Annotated in this window: 18 protein-coding genes and 2 pseudogenes; 10 read left to right on the plus strand and 10 right to left on the minus strand. The window is 66.0% G+C overall.

The genetic code is table 11. The annotated features are described in order from the left end of the window. Nucleotides 1-216 precede the first annotated feature (216 nt). The 3 genes from ABZX92_RS39460 to ABZX92_RS39470 all read left to right on the plus strand — a co-directional run bounded on the left by ABZX92_RS39460 (nucleotide 217) and on the right by ABZX92_RS39470 (nucleotide 4,698). The gene (locus ABZX92_RS39460) at nucleotides 217-459 is read left to right on the plus strand and encodes a hypothetical protein (protein ID WP_355570589.1); all 243 of its coding nucleotides are present in this window, start codon (nucleotides 217-219) and stop codon (nucleotides 457-459) included. A 154-nt stretch (nucleotides 460-613) separates the two neighbouring features. Continuing rightward, nucleotides 614-4,126: an AAA domain-containing protein gene (locus ABZX92_RS39465; protein WP_355570590.1), complete on the plus strand. Its 3,513-nt coding sequence runs from the start codon at nucleotides 614-616 to the stop codon at nucleotides 4,124-4,126. Nucleotides 4,127-4,173: 47 nt separating this feature from the next. Beyond that, nucleotides 4,174-4,698 carry a helix-turn-helix domain-containing protein gene (locus ABZX92_RS39470; RefSeq protein WP_355570591.1) on the plus strand — a complete coding sequence of 175 codons (525 nt, stop codon included), beginning with the start codon at nucleotides 4,174-4,176 and terminating at the stop codon, nucleotides 4,696-4,698. Nucleotides 4,699-4,935: 237 nt separating this feature from the next. On the opposite strand, the gene ABZX92_RS39475 is transcribed toward ABZX92_RS39470, so the two are convergent. From ABZX92_RS39475 to ABZX92_RS39500, 6 genes and pseudogenes are all read right to left on the minus strand, one after another. Further along, nucleotides 4,936-6,045 carry a site-specific integrase gene (locus tag ABZX92_RS39475; protein WP_355570592.1) on the minus strand — a complete coding sequence of 370 codons (1,110 nt, stop codon included), beginning with the start codon at nucleotides 6,043-6,045 and terminating at the stop codon, nucleotides 4,936-4,938. Between the two features lie 261 nt (nucleotides 6,046-6,306). Then, complete coding sequence (locus tag ABZX92_RS39480) at nucleotides 6,307-6,534, minus strand: hypothetical protein (RefSeq protein ID WP_355570593.1); 228 nt, start codon at nucleotides 6,532-6,534, stop codon at nucleotides 6,307-6,309. Further along, entirely contained in the window at nucleotides 6,446-8,065 is a 1,620-nt protein-coding gene (locus tag ABZX92_RS39485; RefSeq protein WP_355570594.1) for a hypothetical protein, read from the minus strand. The genes ABZX92_RS39480 and ABZX92_RS39485 overlap by 89 nt, the downstream gene beginning before the upstream one ends. After that, nucleotides 8,062-8,343, minus strand: a pseudogene (locus ABZX92_RS39490) (hypothetical protein); the annotation flags it as partial. The pseudogene ABZX92_RS39490 and the gene ABZX92_RS39485, both read right to left, overlap by 4 nt. 390 nt (nucleotides 8,344-8,733) lie before the next feature. Next, on the minus strand, nucleotides 8,734-8,973 hold the full coding sequence (locus ABZX92_RS39495; RefSeq protein WP_355570595.1) for a hypothetical protein: 240 nt from the start codon (nucleotides 8,971-8,973) through the stop codon (nucleotides 8,734-8,736). Between the two features lie 173 nt (nucleotides 8,974-9,146). Then, nucleotides 9,147-9,551, minus strand: a complete 405-nt coding sequence (locus ABZX92_RS39500; RefSeq protein WP_355570606.1) for a hypothetical protein — start codon at nucleotides 9,549-9,551, stop codon at nucleotides 9,147-9,149. Here ABZX92_RS39500 and ABZX92_RS39505 point away from each other — a divergent pair. Then, nucleotides 9,514-9,639 (plus strand): Scr1 family TA system antitoxin-like transcriptional regulator, encoded by a 126-nt coding sequence (locus ABZX92_RS39505; RefSeq protein ID WP_355570603.1) that lies wholly within the window; start codon nucleotides 9,514-9,516, stop codon nucleotides 9,637-9,639. The two genes, ABZX92_RS39500 and ABZX92_RS39505, sit on opposite strands and share 38 nt — an antisense overlap. Further along, a complete protein-coding gene (locus ABZX92_RS39510) occupies nucleotides 9,603-10,010 on the plus strand; it encodes a DUF5753 domain-containing protein (RefSeq protein WP_355570604.1) in 408 nt (135 codons plus the stop codon). The genes ABZX92_RS39505 and ABZX92_RS39510 overlap by 37 nt, the downstream gene beginning before the upstream one ends. Nucleotides 10,011-10,018: 8 nt before the next feature. On the opposite strand, the gene ABZX92_RS39515 is transcribed toward ABZX92_RS39510, so the two are convergent. The 3 genes from ABZX92_RS39515 to ABZX92_RS39525 all read right to left on the minus strand — a co-directional run bounded on the left by ABZX92_RS39515 (nucleotide 10,019) and on the right by ABZX92_RS39525 (nucleotide 11,934). After that, the gene (locus ABZX92_RS39515) at nucleotides 10,019-10,840 is read right to left on the minus strand and encodes an aminoglycoside phosphotransferase (protein WP_355570605.1); all 822 of its coding nucleotides are present in this window, start codon (nucleotides 10,838-10,840) and stop codon (nucleotides 10,019-10,021) included. 475 nt (nucleotides 10,841-11,315) lie between these two features. After that, the gene (locus ABZX92_RS39520) at nucleotides 11,316-11,609 is read right to left on the minus strand and encodes a hypothetical protein (protein WP_355570596.1); all 294 of its coding nucleotides are present in this window, start codon (nucleotides 11,607-11,609) and stop codon (nucleotides 11,316-11,318) included. Between the two features lie 181 nt (nucleotides 11,610-11,790). Next, nucleotides 11,791-11,934 (minus strand): hypothetical protein, encoded by a 144-nt coding sequence (locus ABZX92_RS39525; RefSeq protein WP_355570597.1) that lies wholly within the window; start codon nucleotides 11,932-11,934, stop codon nucleotides 11,791-11,793. Between the two features lie 9 nt (nucleotides 11,935-11,943). On the opposite strand from ABZX92_RS39525, the gene ABZX92_RS39530 reads away from it, so the two are divergent. From ABZX92_RS39530 to ABZX92_RS39545, 4 genes are all read left to right on the plus strand, one after another. Further along, the gene (locus tag ABZX92_RS39530; RefSeq protein ID WP_355570598.1) at nucleotides 11,944-12,117 is read left to right on the plus strand and encodes a hypothetical protein; all 174 of its coding nucleotides are present in this window, start codon (nucleotides 11,944-11,946) and stop codon (nucleotides 12,115-12,117) included. A 48-nt stretch (nucleotides 12,118-12,165) separates the two neighbouring features. Further along, nucleotides 12,166-13,377, plus strand: coding sequence for a hypothetical protein (locus ABZX92_RS39535; RefSeq protein ID WP_355570599.1), 1,212 nt, complete (start codon nucleotides 12,166-12,168; stop codon nucleotides 13,375-13,377). A gap of 1,371 nt (nucleotides 13,378-14,748) precedes the next feature. Then, on the plus strand, nucleotides 14,749-14,982 hold the full coding sequence (locus ABZX92_RS39540; RefSeq protein WP_355570600.1) for an integrase core domain-containing protein: 234 nt from the start codon (nucleotides 14,749-14,751) through the stop codon (nucleotides 14,980-14,982). Nucleotides 14,983-15,012: 30 nt separating this feature from the next. Continuing rightward, nucleotides 15,013-15,468, plus strand: coding sequence for a hypothetical protein (locus tag ABZX92_RS39545; RefSeq protein ID WP_355570601.1), 456 nt, complete (start codon nucleotides 15,013-15,015; stop codon nucleotides 15,466-15,468). 202 nt (nucleotides 15,469-15,670) lie between these two features. Here the strand turns inward: ABZX92_RS39545 and ABZX92_RS39550 are convergent, their stop codons facing one another. Continuing rightward, complete coding sequence (locus tag ABZX92_RS39550; protein WP_355570602.1) at nucleotides 15,671-16,147, minus strand: hypothetical protein; 477 nt, start codon at nucleotides 16,145-16,147, stop codon at nucleotides 15,671-15,673. 760 nt (nucleotides 16,148-16,907) lie between these two features. Here ABZX92_RS39550 and ABZX92_RS39555 point away from each other — a divergent pair. Then, a pseudogene (locus tag ABZX92_RS39555) lies at nucleotides 16,908-17,223 on the plus strand (hypothetical protein); the annotation flags it as partial.

Below are 17,223 nucleotides of genomic sequence, written 5' to 3' on the forward strand. Positions count from 1 at the left end.
CATCGTTCCTCCAGCGGTGAAGTGGCGGAGCTAGAACCGAGCTGGCCGCCACGGACAACCACTCTGGCCCGCAAGCGCCCTTAGCGTTCCCGCCCACGCCTTCGCCGAGCTATGGCTCTTGCGCATGACCGACCGTGAGAAGGATGTCGAGATCCTCGCGTTACGCCATCAACTCGCGGTCCTGCACCGGCAACTCGGCGATCAGCGCCCACTAGTGTGGCCAGAGGCAGGGCGTTGCTCGCCGCCCTGCTCGTGCCCCTGGCCCGCGCGCCGTTGCGCCGGCTCCGGCTGCTGGTCAGCCCGGACACGGTTCTGAGGTGGCATCGCGACTTGATCAAGCGCCGCCATGCCCGCTTGAGCGTGAGATCGCACGGCGACCACAGCGGTCGCCGCCCAAGCGAGTACGACGAGCGAGTCCTCGACTGCTTGATCAACGGGTACGAACCCGCCGCAGCCTGATGCGCATGTCAGGTTGCTGAGCGGTGTTGGCACCCCACAAGCGTTCAGAACTCTGGAAGTTTCCACTCCAGTCGGACTTCTTTGAGGGGTGGGACAAACATGATCAGGGCCGCTAGGCTGACTGCCTTCGTTTGGACGGCGACGATCGGAGTACGTGTTGGGGCTGGGGGCGGACGCCACGCGGGCACGGGTGGTCGAGTTCTGGCGGACTGTGGAGATGTTCAGCCCGCAGAAGGTCGACAAGCCCGACCGGGAACAGCGGATGTTCGTGGCGCGGCAGGGGCAGCCGCTGCCGTGGGAACCGGAGCACGAGCTCGCCCAGTGGCGGCTCAAGCCGGAACAGGCCTGGCGCCACACCGTGTACCTGGGCATCTACCGCCGCACCGAGGTGTTCGACGTGCTGTCACAGGTCTTCGAACCGGACCAGGAGAGCTACGACGAGCGTCCCGGCGGGGACAGCGCAGTCGCCGCGTTCCTGGTCGGAGAGGACGGCCGGGCGCTGCTCAACTCCGAGGTGTTGTCCAGCTGTGCCTGGGCCACCGGCGAGGTGGACCGGTCCAAGGGTTGCGGACCCGATTGGTTGTCGCAGTTGCAGGACGCCATGCTCGACTTCACCGCGGAATGGCGGGACTTCGTCACCGACGCGGTGCTTCTGGGGGACAAGGAGACGCCGCCTCAGCACGTGCTCCGCGTTCTGGACTTCGCCGACCTCGCACACTGCCTGAAGATCGCCGTCGGCGTGACGGGTACGTCCGGCGTCCTCTCAGCGGCGGACATCCGGATCAGCAGCCAGATCGTGGCCCGCCGCAAGGCCGACAACCCAGGCGGTCACGACTTCCTCAACAGCTTCGTCATGAGCGACCTGGCCCTGGTCGCCAAGCAGGCGGAGAAGGGCGACGTCGGCGCGGCGCTGCGGGAGTACCTGCGGCCCGAGGCCGAGATCCCGGTCGGCCGCCGGATCGACGTGCGCGAGCGGCTGGACCACGTGCTGGCGAGGACCGTGCCGCAACTGGTTCCAGGCGGTCGATGGCCGAGCAACTCGGCGCACGCGTTGGCGCTGAGCCAGCAACTGGCCGTGATCACCGCTTCCGGTTTGCAGGACGCGGAAGGGCTCGTCGGGGTCAACGGGCCACCGGGAACGGGCAAGACCACCATGCTCCGTGATCTCGTCGCGGACCTGGTCGTGACAAGAGCGCAGCGTCTCGTGGCGTTGCCGGAACCGGGGAAGGCCTTCACCGGCCGGCGGTTCAACTGGCGCACCGGCGAATTCAAGCGCGTGATCCACCAGTGGGATCCGGAGCTGACCGGGTTCGAGATGGTCCTGGCATCGACGAACAACGTCGCGGTGGAGAACGTGACCGACGAGATCCCCTCCGCGGACGCCATCGACGAGTCCTGGCGGGAACACGCCGCCGAGGTGGACTATTTCGCGGACATCGCCACCGCGTTGCTCGCGCCAGATCCGGAGACCGAGCCGAAAGGGACGTCAGCCGCCGACCAGGATCCTGAGGGCTGGGCGCTGGTTGCGGCCAAGCTGGGCAACAAGAAGAACCGCGGCCGGTTCGTCGACAGCTTCTGGTTCCACAAGCCGGACGACCAAAAGCCGGACGACTGGTGCGGAATGATGCTGGTGCTGAAGAAGTACGAGCTGGAGGCACCGGACACCACGTGGGCGACCGCCGTCGAGGAGTTCAGGACCGCTGAGGCGCGAGTCGAGGAACTGCGCACCGAGCGAGCGGTCGTTCGCCAGATGCTCGAACGCCACAGCGTTCTGACGGCCGGGGTGGCGGACCAACGGGAAGCGGTCGCTGAAGCCGAGCGGCGGATCGATGCGGCGCGGGCGCGGTGCGCGGACGCGGCCGACGCCGAACGCGTCCACAAAGCGGAGTCCGACCGCATCGCGTTAGCCCAGCAGGCGAAGGACGAACAGTCGGCGCGCGACCGCCTGGCCGCCGCCGAGGACGTCATCCGCGACCGAGGGGGCGTCATCGATCGGCTCAGCTCCGGGCGTCGTGTCGCCGCGGAACGCAAAGTTCAGTCGCACGAAGCCCAAACCACCGAGCGCTGGAACGCACACAGTGCCCATCAGGACACCCGGCCGGGATGGCTGGTGACGCTGTGCACGTTGGGCGGCGCGAAGCGGAAGTGGTCTACAACGGACCACTGGCTGGCTCAGCAGGTCGTTGCCGCCAAACACGATTTGGCCTCCGCACACCAGGAGCTGGCGGCGGTCCAGTGGGAGATCGACGCCGCCCGACGGAACCTTGACGCCGCCGCACATGACGCGGAATCCGTGCAACGAATGCTGGCCGCCGGGATACCCGTGCCGAAGGTCCACCACGAGCCGTTCGAGACGGCACGGCGCGCGGTCGCGGCCGCCAACCGGGAACTGACATCGGCCGAGCACGCTCGGGCTCACGCCAATGCGAAATTCCAGGCACTGGAGGAAGAACTCGGAGTTCTCGACGGCCGGCTCACCGACGCCGCTGCAGCACTCGGTCGGCACTACCCCGACACCACGTGGTGGCAGGACCGTGACCGCCGGGAGCTCGCCGCCCTGTGGACCGATGCCGAGTGGAACACCGCGCGAAGCGCCCTGTTCATCGCTGCTTTGGCTCTGCACAAGGCGTTCTTGCGTCACAGACCCACAGAGATGCGGCAGAGCCTCCAAGCGGCCGTGGACCTGGTCAGCGGTGAGGCACCCCGTGACCTCGACCCCGACGCGGTGCTCGCCGCGTGGCAGAGCCTCTTTTTTGTGGTGCCGGTCGTGTCGACGACGTTCGCCTCCTACGCCCGGCTGTTCGGCAATCTTGGCCGAGAAGCGCTGGGATGGCTGCTGATCGACGAGGCGGGCCAGGCCGCGCCGCAGAACGCCGTCGGCGCGTTGTGGCGGACGCGCCGGGCCGTCGTCGTAGGCGATCCCCTCCAGCTGGAGCCGATCAACGCCCTCCCTTTCCGCGCCGAGCAGGCAATCCGGCTGGAGTTCGGAGTCGACGAGCAGTGGCTGACCAGCCACACCTCCGTGCAGCGCCTGGCCGATCGGCTCACCTTGCTCGGAACCTCGCTGCCCGGTGACGACGCCCCCACCTGGGTCGGGATTCCGCTGACCGTGCACCGGCGCTGTGACCAGCCGATGTTCGAGATCGTCAACACCGTCGCCTACGACGGCCTGATGATCGACGGCACCGCACCGGCGCCAGGCAGGCGGTTTGCCGAAAAGTACCCGAAGCTGCCGAACTCGAAGTGGATCGACGTGCCGGGCGACGCCGCTCAGGGCCACTGGATCCCCGGCGAAGGCGTTCAGCTCGACCGGATCCTCAACGAGCTCGCGAAACTGGGCTTCGACATGTCCGACGTCCTGGTGATCGGCCCGTTCCGCGACATCGCCCGCCAGGTGGCAAGCCGAACCGAGAGCCACCGGGGCCTGGTGGCCGGGACGGTGCACGCCGTCCAGGGAAAGCAGGCGGACATCGTCGTCCTGGTGCTGGGCGGCGCACCCGACCGACCAGGTGCCCGGAGGTGGGCTGCGTCCAAACCCAACCTGCTCAACGTGGCGGTCAGCCGGGCGAAGCACCGCCTGTACGTCATCGGCGACCACAAGGCGTGGTCCACCTTGCCCTACTTCACAGTGCTGGCGACGAAGCTGGGCCGCACTGACCCGGTCTGAGCTGCGCGATCAGGCCCTGTGGGGTGCCAGAACTCTGCACACACCCGTTGAGCTATCTCGTCTTTGTCCAGCTGGGTGGCTGGCTGGTCCTGCTCGGCCGGTCGTCCGCGGCGAAGGACGTCGAGTTGTTGGTGTTGCGGCATGAGGTCGCGGTGTTGCGTCGAAGTCAGCGCCGTTCTCGGTTGGATTGGGCTGATCGTGCGGTGCTGGCCGCGTTGGTGCGACAGTTACCGGTGTGGCTGCGACGGCATCGGTTGGTGTCTCCGGGCACGGTGTTGCGGTGGCATCGACGGTTGGTCGCGAAGAAGCGGACCTACCCGAACCGGAGTGGTCGCCCGCGGGTCGATGAGACCGTCGTGGCGTTGATCGAGCGTATGGCGCGGGAGAACACCGGTTGGGGTTACCGGCGTATCCAAGGTGAACTGCTCAAGCTTGGCCGCCGGACGGCCGCGTCGGCTGTTCGTCGCGTGCTGAAGCGGCTTGGGATTCCGCCTTCGCCGACTCGAGACTCCGACACGTCGTGGCGGCGGTTTCTGCGTGTGGGGTACCAGAACTCTGCACTCGCCAGCTGAGCAGCGGCGATCGTGTGCTGTCGCCCTGACGGCATGATCGTGAGCGTGGCGCTTCGGTTGTTGTACTTCGTCTTTGTTCGGCTTGTCGGTTGGCTGGTTCTGCTAGGCCGGTCTTCGGCGGCCAAAGACGTGGAGTTGCTCGTTCTGCGGCACGAGGTCGCGGTGTTGCGGCGTACCCATGGCCGTCCGCGGTTGAGTTGGGCTGATCGTGCGGTGCTGGCTGCGTTGGTGGGGCGGCTACCGTCCTGGTTGCGGGATCATCGCCTGGTGTCGCCGGGCACCGTGCTGCGGTGGCATCGGCGCTTGGTCGCGAAGAAGTGGACCTATTCGAACCGAGCTGGGCGCCCGCGCATCGATGGGACCGTCGTGGCGTTGATCGAGCGTTTGGCGCGGGAGAACGCCGGCTGGGGTTACCGCCGTATCCAGGGTGAGCTGCTCAAGCTCGGCCACCGGACGGCCGCGTCGACTGTTCGCCGGGTGCTTAAGCGTCTTCGGATTCCGCCCTCGCCGACTCGAGACTCCGACCTGTCGTGGCGGCGGTTCCTGCGCGCTCAGGCGGCGAGCATGCTGGCGTGCGACTCGGCGCCATAGTCCGTCGTAGCGGCGGCTGGTGATCGGTGTTCCGTCGCGGTAGCGGAGCAGTTGCCCAGGTGATGGTCTGCCGGTGCCGCGCTGATCGCGGTGGCGGAGCGGGGCTGTGATCAGGGTGGGGCTGGCGGGTTGCCAGCGGATCGTGTTGTTCTTTTCCCGCAGGCGAAGCAGGCACCAGTGAGGATCGATGTCGTCCTCGCGGAGCGCGAGTGCGCCGCCGCAGCGGCAGGCGGTCTCGGTGTGCAGGCGCAGGATGAGTGTGTCGAGTGGAGTGTCGTTACCTGTCGTGGCGGCGATGTCGTTGATCGCGGCCAGTTCCGGATTGGTGAGTGCTCTGCGCAGGGAGCGTTGTCGGCTGGGTTTCGCTATGGCTGCGGCTGGGTTGCTCTGCAGCGGAAGGAGTTCGTCGCGAATCGGATGTGTGTAGATGGTGCGCATCGCGGCGAGGAGATGCTCGCCGGTGCTGTGGCCGCCGCGGTCGGTTCGCCGGATGATGCGCGTCTGCATGCTCTGGCGCGCCAGGATCTCGATGTCGGTGGCGTCGCACTGATCGAGTCGCTTGTCTCCGAACGCGGCGATGATCTGTGCCCAGTAGGTGGAGTAGGTACGTCGTGCGCCTGGGCCGGCAGCGAGGGCGACTTTGGGTACGTACTCGGCGAAGGTGGGGACTTGTGCGGGCTCTCGGAGAAGGTCTTCGGGTGAGAGGCCGAGACGAGTGAGAAGTAGTCGTGCTGCCTGGACTGTGTTGGTGCTCATGGGTGCGCCTCAAGGCTTTGGCGTGCTGGCTACGAGACATGATTGAGGCTCAGCCCCTGAATGCTTCGGCTGGTAGGGGCGAGCCTGCTGTCTGTTCTCGCAGCATCAGCGAGAGATGGGAGCACCATCGTCCGGCTTAGCTAGTGAGGACGCGCCTCGCGGCATGAGAGCGCGGACCTCTATACCACTGGCTACACCTACCTCGATGCCGTCCGCGCCGAACTGCACCTCAGGAACGGCAACGGGTGCGTGCCGTAGACGTCAGCTCCCGGTGGCGACGAGCACGAGCACGCGGTCATCCGGCACGAGGTAGGCCTTGGCGAACCACTTGTCGGCGGCGAAGGCCTGGTCGAGCCGATCACTGGTGAGGAAGCTGCCGATGGGCAGCTCACCGCGCAGGTCATCGACGACGTCCGGCGTCTTGCCTGCGGACTCGGGGCTGTACGCGGATTTCAGCTCGTCGATCTTGCTCTCCGGCAGCGTGATCACGGCATCGATCCAGTAGGTCGACGGGCCTGGTGCGCGGTCGGAGCCGAAGGTGCCCGACATCCAGCGGGCCCGCTCCGGAGTGCCCAGGGCCGCGAACCGCTTGGTGAGCGGCTCGAGGTCGGTTCGCAGTTCGCCGGTGCCGGACTTGGCGGCGGCGTCGGTGGTGCGCACGTTCGTTCCTCCGTTCCACAACGACTGACAGCCCGCGGTCAGCACCGCGCACAGCAGCATGGCGGTCAACCTGGTGAACCTCACCGGCGCTCCCTGGGGTTGTCCGGGGTCGGTCCCCGGTCGCGGCCCGACCCGCGTGGCTCACGATCCTCGCCCGGCTCTCCGGTCGGCCCACCGGGTGGGTGGCCGACCTCCCAGGTGCGGTCTTGGTGATCGTGCCGTGCGTGTCGAACGGCTTGGCCCAGCCGATCTCGGTGAAGCGGCCGTTCTCGTTGTCACCGGCGCCGGTGGCGATGTCGGCCTGGCCGCGGTTGAAGTTGTACCGGTCCTCGGCCTTGACGGTGATCTCCATGGTGACCTTGTTGCCCTCGACCCGGACGTTGGAATGGCTCCACACCTGGTAGCCGCCGACCGCCTTCTGCCAGTTTTCCGTGGTCGGATAGGGCTGTGCGACCGAGGCCTGCCCTGTCATCGGGAAGTTGGTGTTGCCGCTGCGGATAAGCTCCTCGGCCGCTGCGGCGGCGCGGGTGATCTCGGAGTCGACGCCCTGGCGGATGCCTGAGTCGTCGCGGTACGCCTTCTCGTAGTCGAACTCCTTGGGCTCACCGGTGTTCTTCCAGTAGTGCTCGTACATCTCAGTGCCGTCGGGCATCAAGCCGAGCGCCTGGGCACCGCGGAGCTTGGCGAGCCACTTCGCCTTATCCAGGTGGTCGCCAGCCGTGGACTCCTTGGAGCCGTAGACGAAGTCCTCGTCGAACTTGATGTCCGGACGGTCGGGCGGGCCGATCCGGTAGCGGCCGTCCTGCGTCTTGTTGCTGACGTCTGCCTCGGCGAGGCTCGTGGCACCGCCGTCGGAGATCTGCGCTTGCTCCGCTTTGGTGAGCGCACTATTGAGCACCTCGTCGACCTCGTGGGCCGCCTGCAGGATCCGGCCGACGGCCTCGGTGAGCTCTGCACGGAGACGGGCCCGCTGGTGCAGGCTTTCCGGCGTGTCCTGCGCGTCCGGCGGACGTTCGTCGACGATGTCACCCTGAGCGCTGATGGTGAACTGGTTGGACGCCGCGGTGGAGTCGGTGTTCTCGACCTCGTGGCGGAGCACGGCGAGGGCGTCGGCCGAGTCGTGCAAGGCCCGCAGCACGGTGCCGGCTTCGGCGACGACGTGTTCTGCGCGGTCGACGAGGGCGGCGAGCTTGGTCTGTGCGGCCGTCGCCGCATCGCCGTGCCAGTAGATGGGGCCGAACGCGAGGTTGAGCTCGTCCTGCAGGCCGATGATCTTGTCTTTGCGTGCCTTGACGGTGGCGGCCGCGCCGTCGAGCGCGCCCGAGTTCCAGGTACGCACGTCGTGGTAGGTGAAGGTCATTTGAACAACCAGCCCAGGATCGAGAGGTCGTCCTCCGCGGCGTTCTCGTCCTTCTCGTAGCGGTCCGCGGCGGCGCGGACGTCGGCGGCGAAGTTCGTGATCTCGCCGGCCCACGCGGCGAGCCTCGCGTCCCACGCCTTGGTCAGGTTGGGCGCGGTGGCCGCGGACAGCGAGCCTCGCATGCCTGCCGGGATCTCGGCCGGCCCTTCGCCCAGCTTGACCTGCTTCGCCTGTTCACCGGCGCTGACCGCGGACTCCGCGGCTTTGCGCAGCGCGGCGGTGTCTACCTCGTATCCCCCATGGCTGCCCCTCCGATCGCACCATAGCGTTTGCCGTCAAACAGCGCAGCGGAATGGCGAACTGGCCATAGTGGATCTGATCTGTTTCGCACCCCGCCGGGCGTGTGGAACATGCACGAGCCGACCATTCGGGCCGCTGCTCCGAACGTCCTCCGCCAGGTAGCCGGAATCGACACGCTGACCCGAATGGCTGAGTATCGCCAGGCGCCGCCCAGCAACGCACCGAGCACGCCCCGGTTCTAAACACGCGACTGCACTGCGCTCAGAAACGTCCGCTCATCGGCATGTCAGTGTGTTCGTGCTTGGCGCGAGGCCAGGCGCAAGCGTCCGGGGGGGTGTGCGAAGGAGGGCCAGTTCCTGGTCTGATCGTCACGTATCGCGGAGTGCGGCCAGGCTCTGAGCGGCCTCCTCGTCGCCGAGTTCAGCGGCTTTGGTGTACCAGGTGATCGTCGCGCCGGGTGCCCTGCGGAAGTCGTGGATGTCGCCCAACAGGTTCATGGCATCAGCCTGCCCCGCGTCGGCGGCCCGCAGCAGCCACAGCGCGGCTTCCTCGTCCTCGCGCACATGCCACAGGAACGACCCCAACCCGGCTTGTGGATGGAGCCACAAGACTCGAACCTGGCCAAGCCAAACGCGTCTCGGTGGTGCCGCGCTGCTGTCCGGCGGCAGAGGAGAACCGCGTCGACAGAAGACGGGTGCCGCAGGCAGCGCCTGCTTGTGGTCTTGCGCGTGGCTGTGGGCCTTCCCGTTCGGGGAGGCCCACAGCGTCGTTGTGGATGTGGTCATCCGGTGCAGCCGGGCACGGCAGGGACGCTGCCGAGGCAGTTGTTCGTCAGGTTCCCGCTGATCGGTGAGTTGTTGTTGGTCATGGTGCCGCCCTGGCGGTAGACCCCGCCCGCGGTGAGCACGGCGACGTTGGTCGTCACGGCGGTCTGGGTCATCGTGGTCGTGCCCGAGTCGACCGCCGCGATGCCACCCCCGCGTGCTCCGGTGTTGCGGCCGACGAGCATCGGGCCGCCGGTGACACCGGTGGTCGTCAGTGTGCCGTGCAGGCCGTTGTAGATACCGCCGCCGTCCAGCAGCACGCTTGCCGAGAATCTCGCGGCGGCCAAGACGTTGATCAGCTGGCGCGGGCTCGCGTTGCCGGAGTTGCTGCAGACGCCCGCGTACATGAGTGCGGCGATCATGGCTTCGCCCACCGTGCCCAGGGCTGAAGTGGATGCACGTGTGAAGGCCCGATTGAAGATGAGGAGCAGCTTCGCCGCAGCGGGCTGACTTGCACGTTCTACATCCACCAACTGGAGCTAAGCCTGCCGGTCGGTGGAGAAGGCGCTCACCAGGAGCAAGTGCATCACCTGTTGCGCATGGCAGTGCGCCCGAACGTCAACATCCGGATCGTGCCAACGGCGATCGGCGCGCACGTCGGGATGGACAGGCCGTTCACCCGGCTGACCTTCGACAAGTACGAACCCGTGGTGTGCGTGGAATGCGAAACCTCTACCGCGTTCATCGAGGACGACGCCTCGATCGCGGCCTACGGAGAGGTTGTGCGTGCGCTGAGTGAGTCCAGTTTGGACGCGGGCGAGTCCAAGGCGCTGATCGCCAGTCTCGGGGAGGCGCAGTCGCTACTCGAGGAGGCGGTCTGACGGGTGGCTCACAAGGTCTCGATGAGCTTCCTGAGTGGTGCGGCGAGGTGTGGGTGGTCGCCTTTGTCGACTCGGTGTAGCAGCCGGGCTGCGACGTAGAGCAGTGCGAGCTGGCCTGCGTCGGTGCCGAGTACGTCGGCGAAGGTGTCGCGCACTCGTTCCGCTGTGTCCGGCACGAGAAGGCTGTAGCAGAGCAGTGTGGCTGCGTCTGTCCCTGTTGGACCACGGCCCCACAGTTCCCAGTCCAGCAGGCCGAAGTCCGGTCCCATCAGGTTCGCCCAGTGCAGGTCGCCGTGCACAGTTTCCCAGTGGCGGACCACAGGGTTTACCGAATTCCCGAAGTACTGCTGGATCCTGCCGGTGACCAATGCCTGATCGGCATTGATCCGGTCGGTCGGCGTCGCTGCGACCACCTCGATCGTTCTGCGGAGTTGCGTCCACCATTGGTCGGGAAGGCTGATCGCGTGGCGCAAGGTGTCAGTGGGGGAGCACGGTGAGCCTGGAGCCAATGTCATTAGCTCCGCACGCTGCTGCCGCCATTCCTCCCACTCGTAGACGTCGAGAACGCGCGGCTTGGACAGCGTGGCGAACACGTTGGCCTCAAGGTTTCCGGTCCAGAAGTCGCCGCCGGTCCACTGTTTGTCCTCGGATACCACGCGAAGCCAGAGTTGCCGGTCGGCTGTTTGTACGGGTGCGCTGATCGACCGGTCGAGCCAGCCGAGTCGAGCTTGCCCTGCGATGGTGAGGCCGAAGTGGCCGGCTGCGTGGTTGAGGTTGTCGTGCATCCACTGCCGGAACTGCGCGTCGGCTTCGCTCAGGTCAACGCTCAACGGCCCGCCGTCGCGGTCGAGCACGGGTGGCTGGTCACGCTGTTCAGACACATGGTCCCCTCGCCTTGGCGCTTACTGCGCACACTGTGCGAGTTCCTTGGTACCGCTTGGAAAACCTCCAAGCGAGGAGCCGAGGGAGTCATGCCCCAATCGGGGAAGCGCTGGGCGAGTTTCGTGCCCGCCAGAGCGTCCACCGCTCAGTCGCCTTGAATGACTGATCGACCTGGGTCTCAATCACCGCGAGTCAACTCAACTGTTCTCACAGTTGCTTCAGTGTTGACTATATTTAGGGCAAGTGATCGAGTACGTCACCGCTGACCTGCTGTCACAATCAAAGGTCCACGATCACGGCCGAGGGTTTGTGCGCCCGCTCGACACTGCCTGGCGCCGGTCGTCAGCACGTCCCCTCCCGGGGCGGCCACGGGGTTGCATGCTCCTTGTCCAAGAAGCACGCAACCCACTGTTCTGGAATCAGCTACGCGGCCAGGGGATGGTGCTCGCCGGTGAGGGCGGCCAGTGCTGTGGCGACTTCTTCCAGGGTGGCGCGGACGTAGGTTGTGGTGCTGCCGGCGTCGGTGTTGGTGTCGTTGTGTCCGGCGTAGGCGCGGGCGACGGCGTAGCCGAAGTGCCGTTCGACCCAGGTGAGCGTGGTGTAGCGGAGCCAGTGGGTGCTGACGCCTTGTTTGCCCGCCCAGCCGAGGTTTTCGCCGACGCGGCGCCAGAGGTTGTCGTAGCGGTGGTAGGTGCCTGCCGCAGCTCGGAGACACAACCGTCGAGCGGGGCCTGCTGCCGCGTGTAGCGATCGTGTAGAGCGGTTGGGGAAACATCCTGACCATGCTGAGAAGCGTCCCGATCTTCCTGATCACTCAAGCGCTTTGAGCCCTGCTGCACACACCAAGGGGGAACCAGTGCTCGCACCGTCCGTGAGCCGGCGACGGCCACGCGCGGACCTACAACAACACCGACGGGCGGCTCGCCAAGGCGCAGATCTCCAACAGCCAGGCGAACACCGCCGGCCGGGACCTGCGGTTCACGTGGACGGGTGCGCACGTCACCACGGTCACGACGGATCTGAACGCGGTCTGGAAGTACACCTACACCGGGTGGAAACCGGACAGGGCACCGGCGTGTTCAAGGACTGGACCTCCGCACAGGTGGACCAGCCGGCACCCGCAGCGGCGACCGATCCGACGTTCGCGACCATCAACAACGGCAACGGCCAGACCACGTTCTTCGTCTACCGCACGGTCAACGGAACGCCGATCTTCGCTGTCTGACCGTCCACTAGAGACCGTCTAGTGCAGAACTGAAGAGGGGGAATTTCCATGGAGCACAATCGTCGCTGGTGGCTGAGAGCCGCCGCGCTCGCAGGTGTGGCGGGAGTCGTCGGCACGTCTCTGACCGCACCCGCGGCCGCCGCCCACGAACCGTCCGTGCTTCCGGGCACGGCCGAGTGGGCCGAGTTCACCACACACGAGGAAATGCTGGCTGCGGTGCAACTGCCGGCTGGGCAGGCGGCAGCGATGTCGACCGACCAGCTGGTCACCGCAGTGCTGGACTACCCGATGTTCTGGGACGCATTGGCGCACGACAAGGTGCAGGCCGGTGTTGAACGCGTCGCTGAGGGCTTCAACGGCCTGTCCGAGCTGCTGCGCCGTCCAGACGCGGGCACGGTGCTGGCGCGTCGTTACGAAGCGTTCGACGTGGCGGTGCCGCCGGTCGCTGACCTGGCGGCTGCGGGGGAGCACACGTTCACGGCGTGGAAGCTCGAGCTCGTGCTCGCGCAACCGTCGGTGCTGACCGGGATGTCCGCTGGTCAGAGGGAGAGTCTGCTGCGGGTTGCCACCGCGAAGTCCGACGCGAAGCGCACCCAGCCGGAGTTCTACGGTGAGCCCGGGCTGGAGCCGACCGGTGTGCTCCTCGGCAGGACGCTCGCCGCGCAGGAGGGTTGGGAGTGGCGCGACTCGGAGTTCCTGCGCGACGGCCTCGCCGTGTCGCCGGACGTGGTCGAGGACATTCGCAGGAAGGTCGCGGCGCACTTCGCCGAACCGTCTGGGAGGCACCCGGCCGGTGACTTCTCGACCGATGACTACTACAGCAATGTGCGCACGCCACGTGGCTCGGCGGTCCGCGTGATGGTGGTGACGGTCGAACTGTCCAGGGCGGACATCGCGGCGATCAATGCCTATGTGGCACGTACCTACCCGCGGGCCAAGCGCGAGACGAACGCGACGCGAAAGTACAACTGCCACTCCTACGCGTGGCATTCGCAGGCGACCACCAACAACCTGTGGATGAGCTCGCCCGGTGACGACACGTACTGGAACGACGGCAGCTTCACGGCGTGGTCGAAGCCAAGGCCGTGGTACGACACCATGCGCGTGTCCTGGAAGTCCGACGACCACTCCGGGATCAATGTCGGTGACGGCAAGACCCAGGTGCGGTCGAAGTGGGGCCAGTTTCCCCGGATGCTGCACGCACCCACGTACACGCCGTACGACGACTCTTCGCGGTACCCGTACTACAAGTCCTCCTGAACACCAGGTCGTCCTGGGGCGCGAAGTCCCTCAGCCCCAGGGCGGCCGGGGTAGCGGTGGTGCACGCCTCCGGAGGTGTGCCGCTCGAAAGTCGTCACTGCAGCGTGGCAGCGCATCTTTCCCAGGCTGAGAGCATGCTCAGGTGATCTTGTCTCTGCTGTACAAGGGTGCTGTCCGCTGCGTCGGTGCTGCTCCGCGGTGAGACGGCGAGGGATGCGGAACTGCTTGTGCTTCGGCATGAGAACACTGTGCTTCGTCGGCAGCTGGCTGGCCCGGTCCGCTACAAGTCGGCGGACCGATTCTGGTTCGCCGCGCTGTCCAGGCTGATACCTCGTGCGCGCTGGCGCGAGGTCTTCCCAGCCACGCCAGGCACGGTGCTCGGCTGGCATCGCAGGTTCATCGCCTGGAAGAGGGACTACACCGCGAGACGACGCACCGGACGCCCACCCAGCCTGTGGGGTGCCAGAACTCTGAAAACACGCGTTGAGCTGCGGTGGTCGGGCACTGTCGTTCGGTCGGCATGATCGTGGGCGTGGCGCTGCGACTGCTGTACCTCGTCGTTTGTCCAGCTGGTTGGCTGGCTGGTGCTGCTCGGCCGGTCGTCGGCGTCGAAGGACGTCGAGTTGCTGGTGTTGTGGCATGAGGTCGCGGTGTTGCGTCGAGGTCAGCGCCGTCCGCGGTTGGATTGGGCTGATCGTGTGGTTCTGGCCGCGTTGGTGCGGCGACTACCTCGCTGGCTACGGGAGCACCGGTTGGTGTCTCCGGGCACCGTGTTGCGGTGGCATCGGCGGTTGATCGCCAAGAAGTGGACTTACCCGAACCGGGCTGGGCGACCGCAGGTCGATAAGACCGTGGTGGTGTTGATCGAGCGGATAACCCGGCAGAACACAGGCTGGCGTTCCCGCCGTATCCAAGGTGAGCTGCTCAAGCTCGGCCACCGGACGGCCGCGTCGACTGTTCGTCGCGTTCTGAAGCGGCTTCGGATTCCGCCTTCGCCGACTCGAGACTCCGACCTGTCGTGGCGGCGGTTCCTGCGTGCTCAGGCTGCGAGCATGCTGGCGTGCGACTTCTTTCATGTCGACTGCGTCGTCACGTTGAAGCGGGTGTACGTGTTCTTCGTGATGGAGGTCGACACCCGCTACGTCCATATCCTCGGGACCACTTGTAACCCTGACGGGCCGTGGACCACCCAGCACGCTCGCAACTTCCTTATGACGCTTGACGATCGGGCGAACGACTTTCGATTCCTGGTTCGTGACAGGGCGGGCCAGTTCGCGGCGTCGTTTGATTCTGTTCTCGCTGACGCCGGCATCGACATCGTAAAGATCCCGCCGCGATGTCCACGGGGCCAACTGCTACGCCGAGCGGTTCGTGGGCACCGTAAGGCGAGAGCTCACAGACCGACTGCTCATCTTCAACGAGCGTCACCTGACATCAGTGCTGAACCGCTACGTGTCCCACTACAACCACCGACGGCCACACAGAGCACGGGACCATACTCCGCCGCAACCGGATCACCCCATCGCAGCGCCAGGTTGTAGATCCGTACGTCGCCGGCGAGTGCTCGGCGGCTTGATCAATGAGTACGGACCTGCAGCCGCTTGATCCGCAGGTCAGGCCCGTTAGGTCGAGGTTTTGGCACCCCGCGCGCTGCTGGAAGCTCAGGAGCCGGACAAGAGAGAAGAGACGACGCACAAGTCGGCTCAACAGCGGCTGGCTGCGGCCGAGGAGGAGTTGAAGCGGTTCCAGAACGCGATCAAGGCGGGGGTGGACCCGGCGGCGCTGGTCGAGGCTGTGAACGAAGCGCAGGCGAAGCGCGCGGTTGCTCAGGCCGAACTCGTGGACGTACCGACTGCGCGTGGGTTCGAGAGCGCTGACCTCTACGCCATGGTGGAGAACCTAGGAGACGTCGGCATCAAGCTGGGCGACGCCAAGCCGGAGAGCCTCAGCGACCTCTATCGCAGGCTTGACCTGCAGGTCAGCTACTCACACAAAAGCCGCGAGGTTGAGGTTTCCATCAATCTCGCGGCCTGTGTGGATAATGCTTATGTCCGAGGACGATCTTGCTCGCTAAACACACGCCTTATCTAGGCGGAGGCTGCTCGTAGCCTGTCCCAGCTGTGCGATGAGCGTTGGCGACTGGGACAGGTGATGGGACGGCCACAACTCGGCAGCTACCTGCACAGACAGCGAGACGCAGAGGGTGGGACGGGACGACGGAGCCCGTCCCACCCTCGTGCTTGTGGCCTCGGCGCTGGGGCTTCGAGGGTCTGCGTGCATGGGACGGGACGCGTCACACGTCTACCTGCCGGAGCGCCGTATTGAGCGGTGCCGGCACGGCTGGAGGGTTAGTCCTCGTCCACCCCTGGCTCCCCCAAGCGCGGAAATGGGCGTAGATGTAGTCGGTCCACTCTTCGTCCGAGTAGTCGTTGGACATGGTCAGCCGGATGATTTGGGTGGCATGTTCGCTGTACCGATGGTGGACGGCTTGCTTGGTCAGACCCATGTGGCGAGCAATGTCGGTCCAACTTGCGCCCTCGAAGCGTGCCTGTGCCACGAGCAGCGTGCGTTCGAGTTCGAGCGCACGCTCCATCCATCGAAGCGACTCTAGGGCGTTCAGCGCGGTCCGGGGCATCCGGTAGGCGGCGTCCAGTAGCCAGCTGGCACCAAGGCGCAGGGCCATTGCCCCGTCGGAAAGTGCGTGGCTGGGCCAGTTCTCATGGCTCGCTGTGTATAGGGGCCATTCGCGCCTCTCGACATCGTCTCCCACCTGGTCAAACTTATTTGACTGGTGCTGTGCGAACCTAGTCGCCAAGACGGTGAGGCTGGCTGTGAAACGCAGACGGCCCCCGCGCCAACGGGAGCCGTCTCAGTCCGCCACCCACAGGTCAGCAGGAAGGGACGCTGTGACTGTAGAGCCTTCGCGCGCTGTCGCGAAATCAGACAACTCTGTCGGCAGATCCGATGAGGGACCAGGCACACTGTTCTCTATAAGGAGTCTGACCATCCTGGCACTGGCCGCGATGATCGGCCTCGTTGCGTCCGTTGCGGCTGGGGTGCCCGCTGGCATCGGTGCGGCGCAAGCTGCCGGGGCTGGCGCGGGGGTCACTGTTGGCGTGCTGTCGGGTCTGGCCGCGGGACTGCTAGCAGGCCTAGGAGCCGCCGGAGCGCTCAATACGCTCGTGGGGCGCCATCACTGACGGTGCTGCCCAGACAGTTGTGCCTGCCTGGGCAACACCTAATTCGCAGCTGTGGCCGACCAGGCGAGCGATGTCCTCGATCTTCACTCCAGAGGCGGATAGCATCGACGCGAAGCTGCGTCGCATCTCCCACGCGGAACCGACGCCAATTTCGGTGGTCACCTGGCCGTGTTCTTCGACTTGAACAGCCTTCCGTCGCTCAGTCGCACGTAGGCGCGTAGGACGCCAGAGTCACCTAGCGCCTCCTTGCCAGCTTTGACGAAGTCCTGGACCGCGTCGAGTGGACATGCCCACGTCTCGTCGGCTCCAGCCTCCAACTTGTGTGGGCTCGTGACTGCGATCAACGAAGCGGAGGAACAGCGTGCGGCGGCGAGCGCCGAACTGAAAGGGCTGCCCTCACCGACAGCGCTCACTGACGCTGAAGTACAAGCGAGACTCGACGGGCTCGACGACGTGACGACAATCATCATGGAAGGGAAGCCAGAAAGGCTCGCGAGGCTTTACGAGGATCTCGGAGTTGAACTCCGGTACAAAATACAAGAAGAGGCCGTCTACGTGACGACCTGGCCGGCCGAGTCGGTGATCTCCTTCTACTCCAGGAACAGGTTCGGCCCGCGCACCTCGATCTCGCCGATCGCGCCGATGC

Origin of the sequence: Lentzea sp. NPDC006480 (genome assembly GCF_040611995.1) — a bacterium.
In the GTDB taxonomy this organism is placed as follows: Bacteria; Actinomycetota; Actinomycetes; order Mycobacteriales; family Pseudonocardiaceae; genus Lentzea.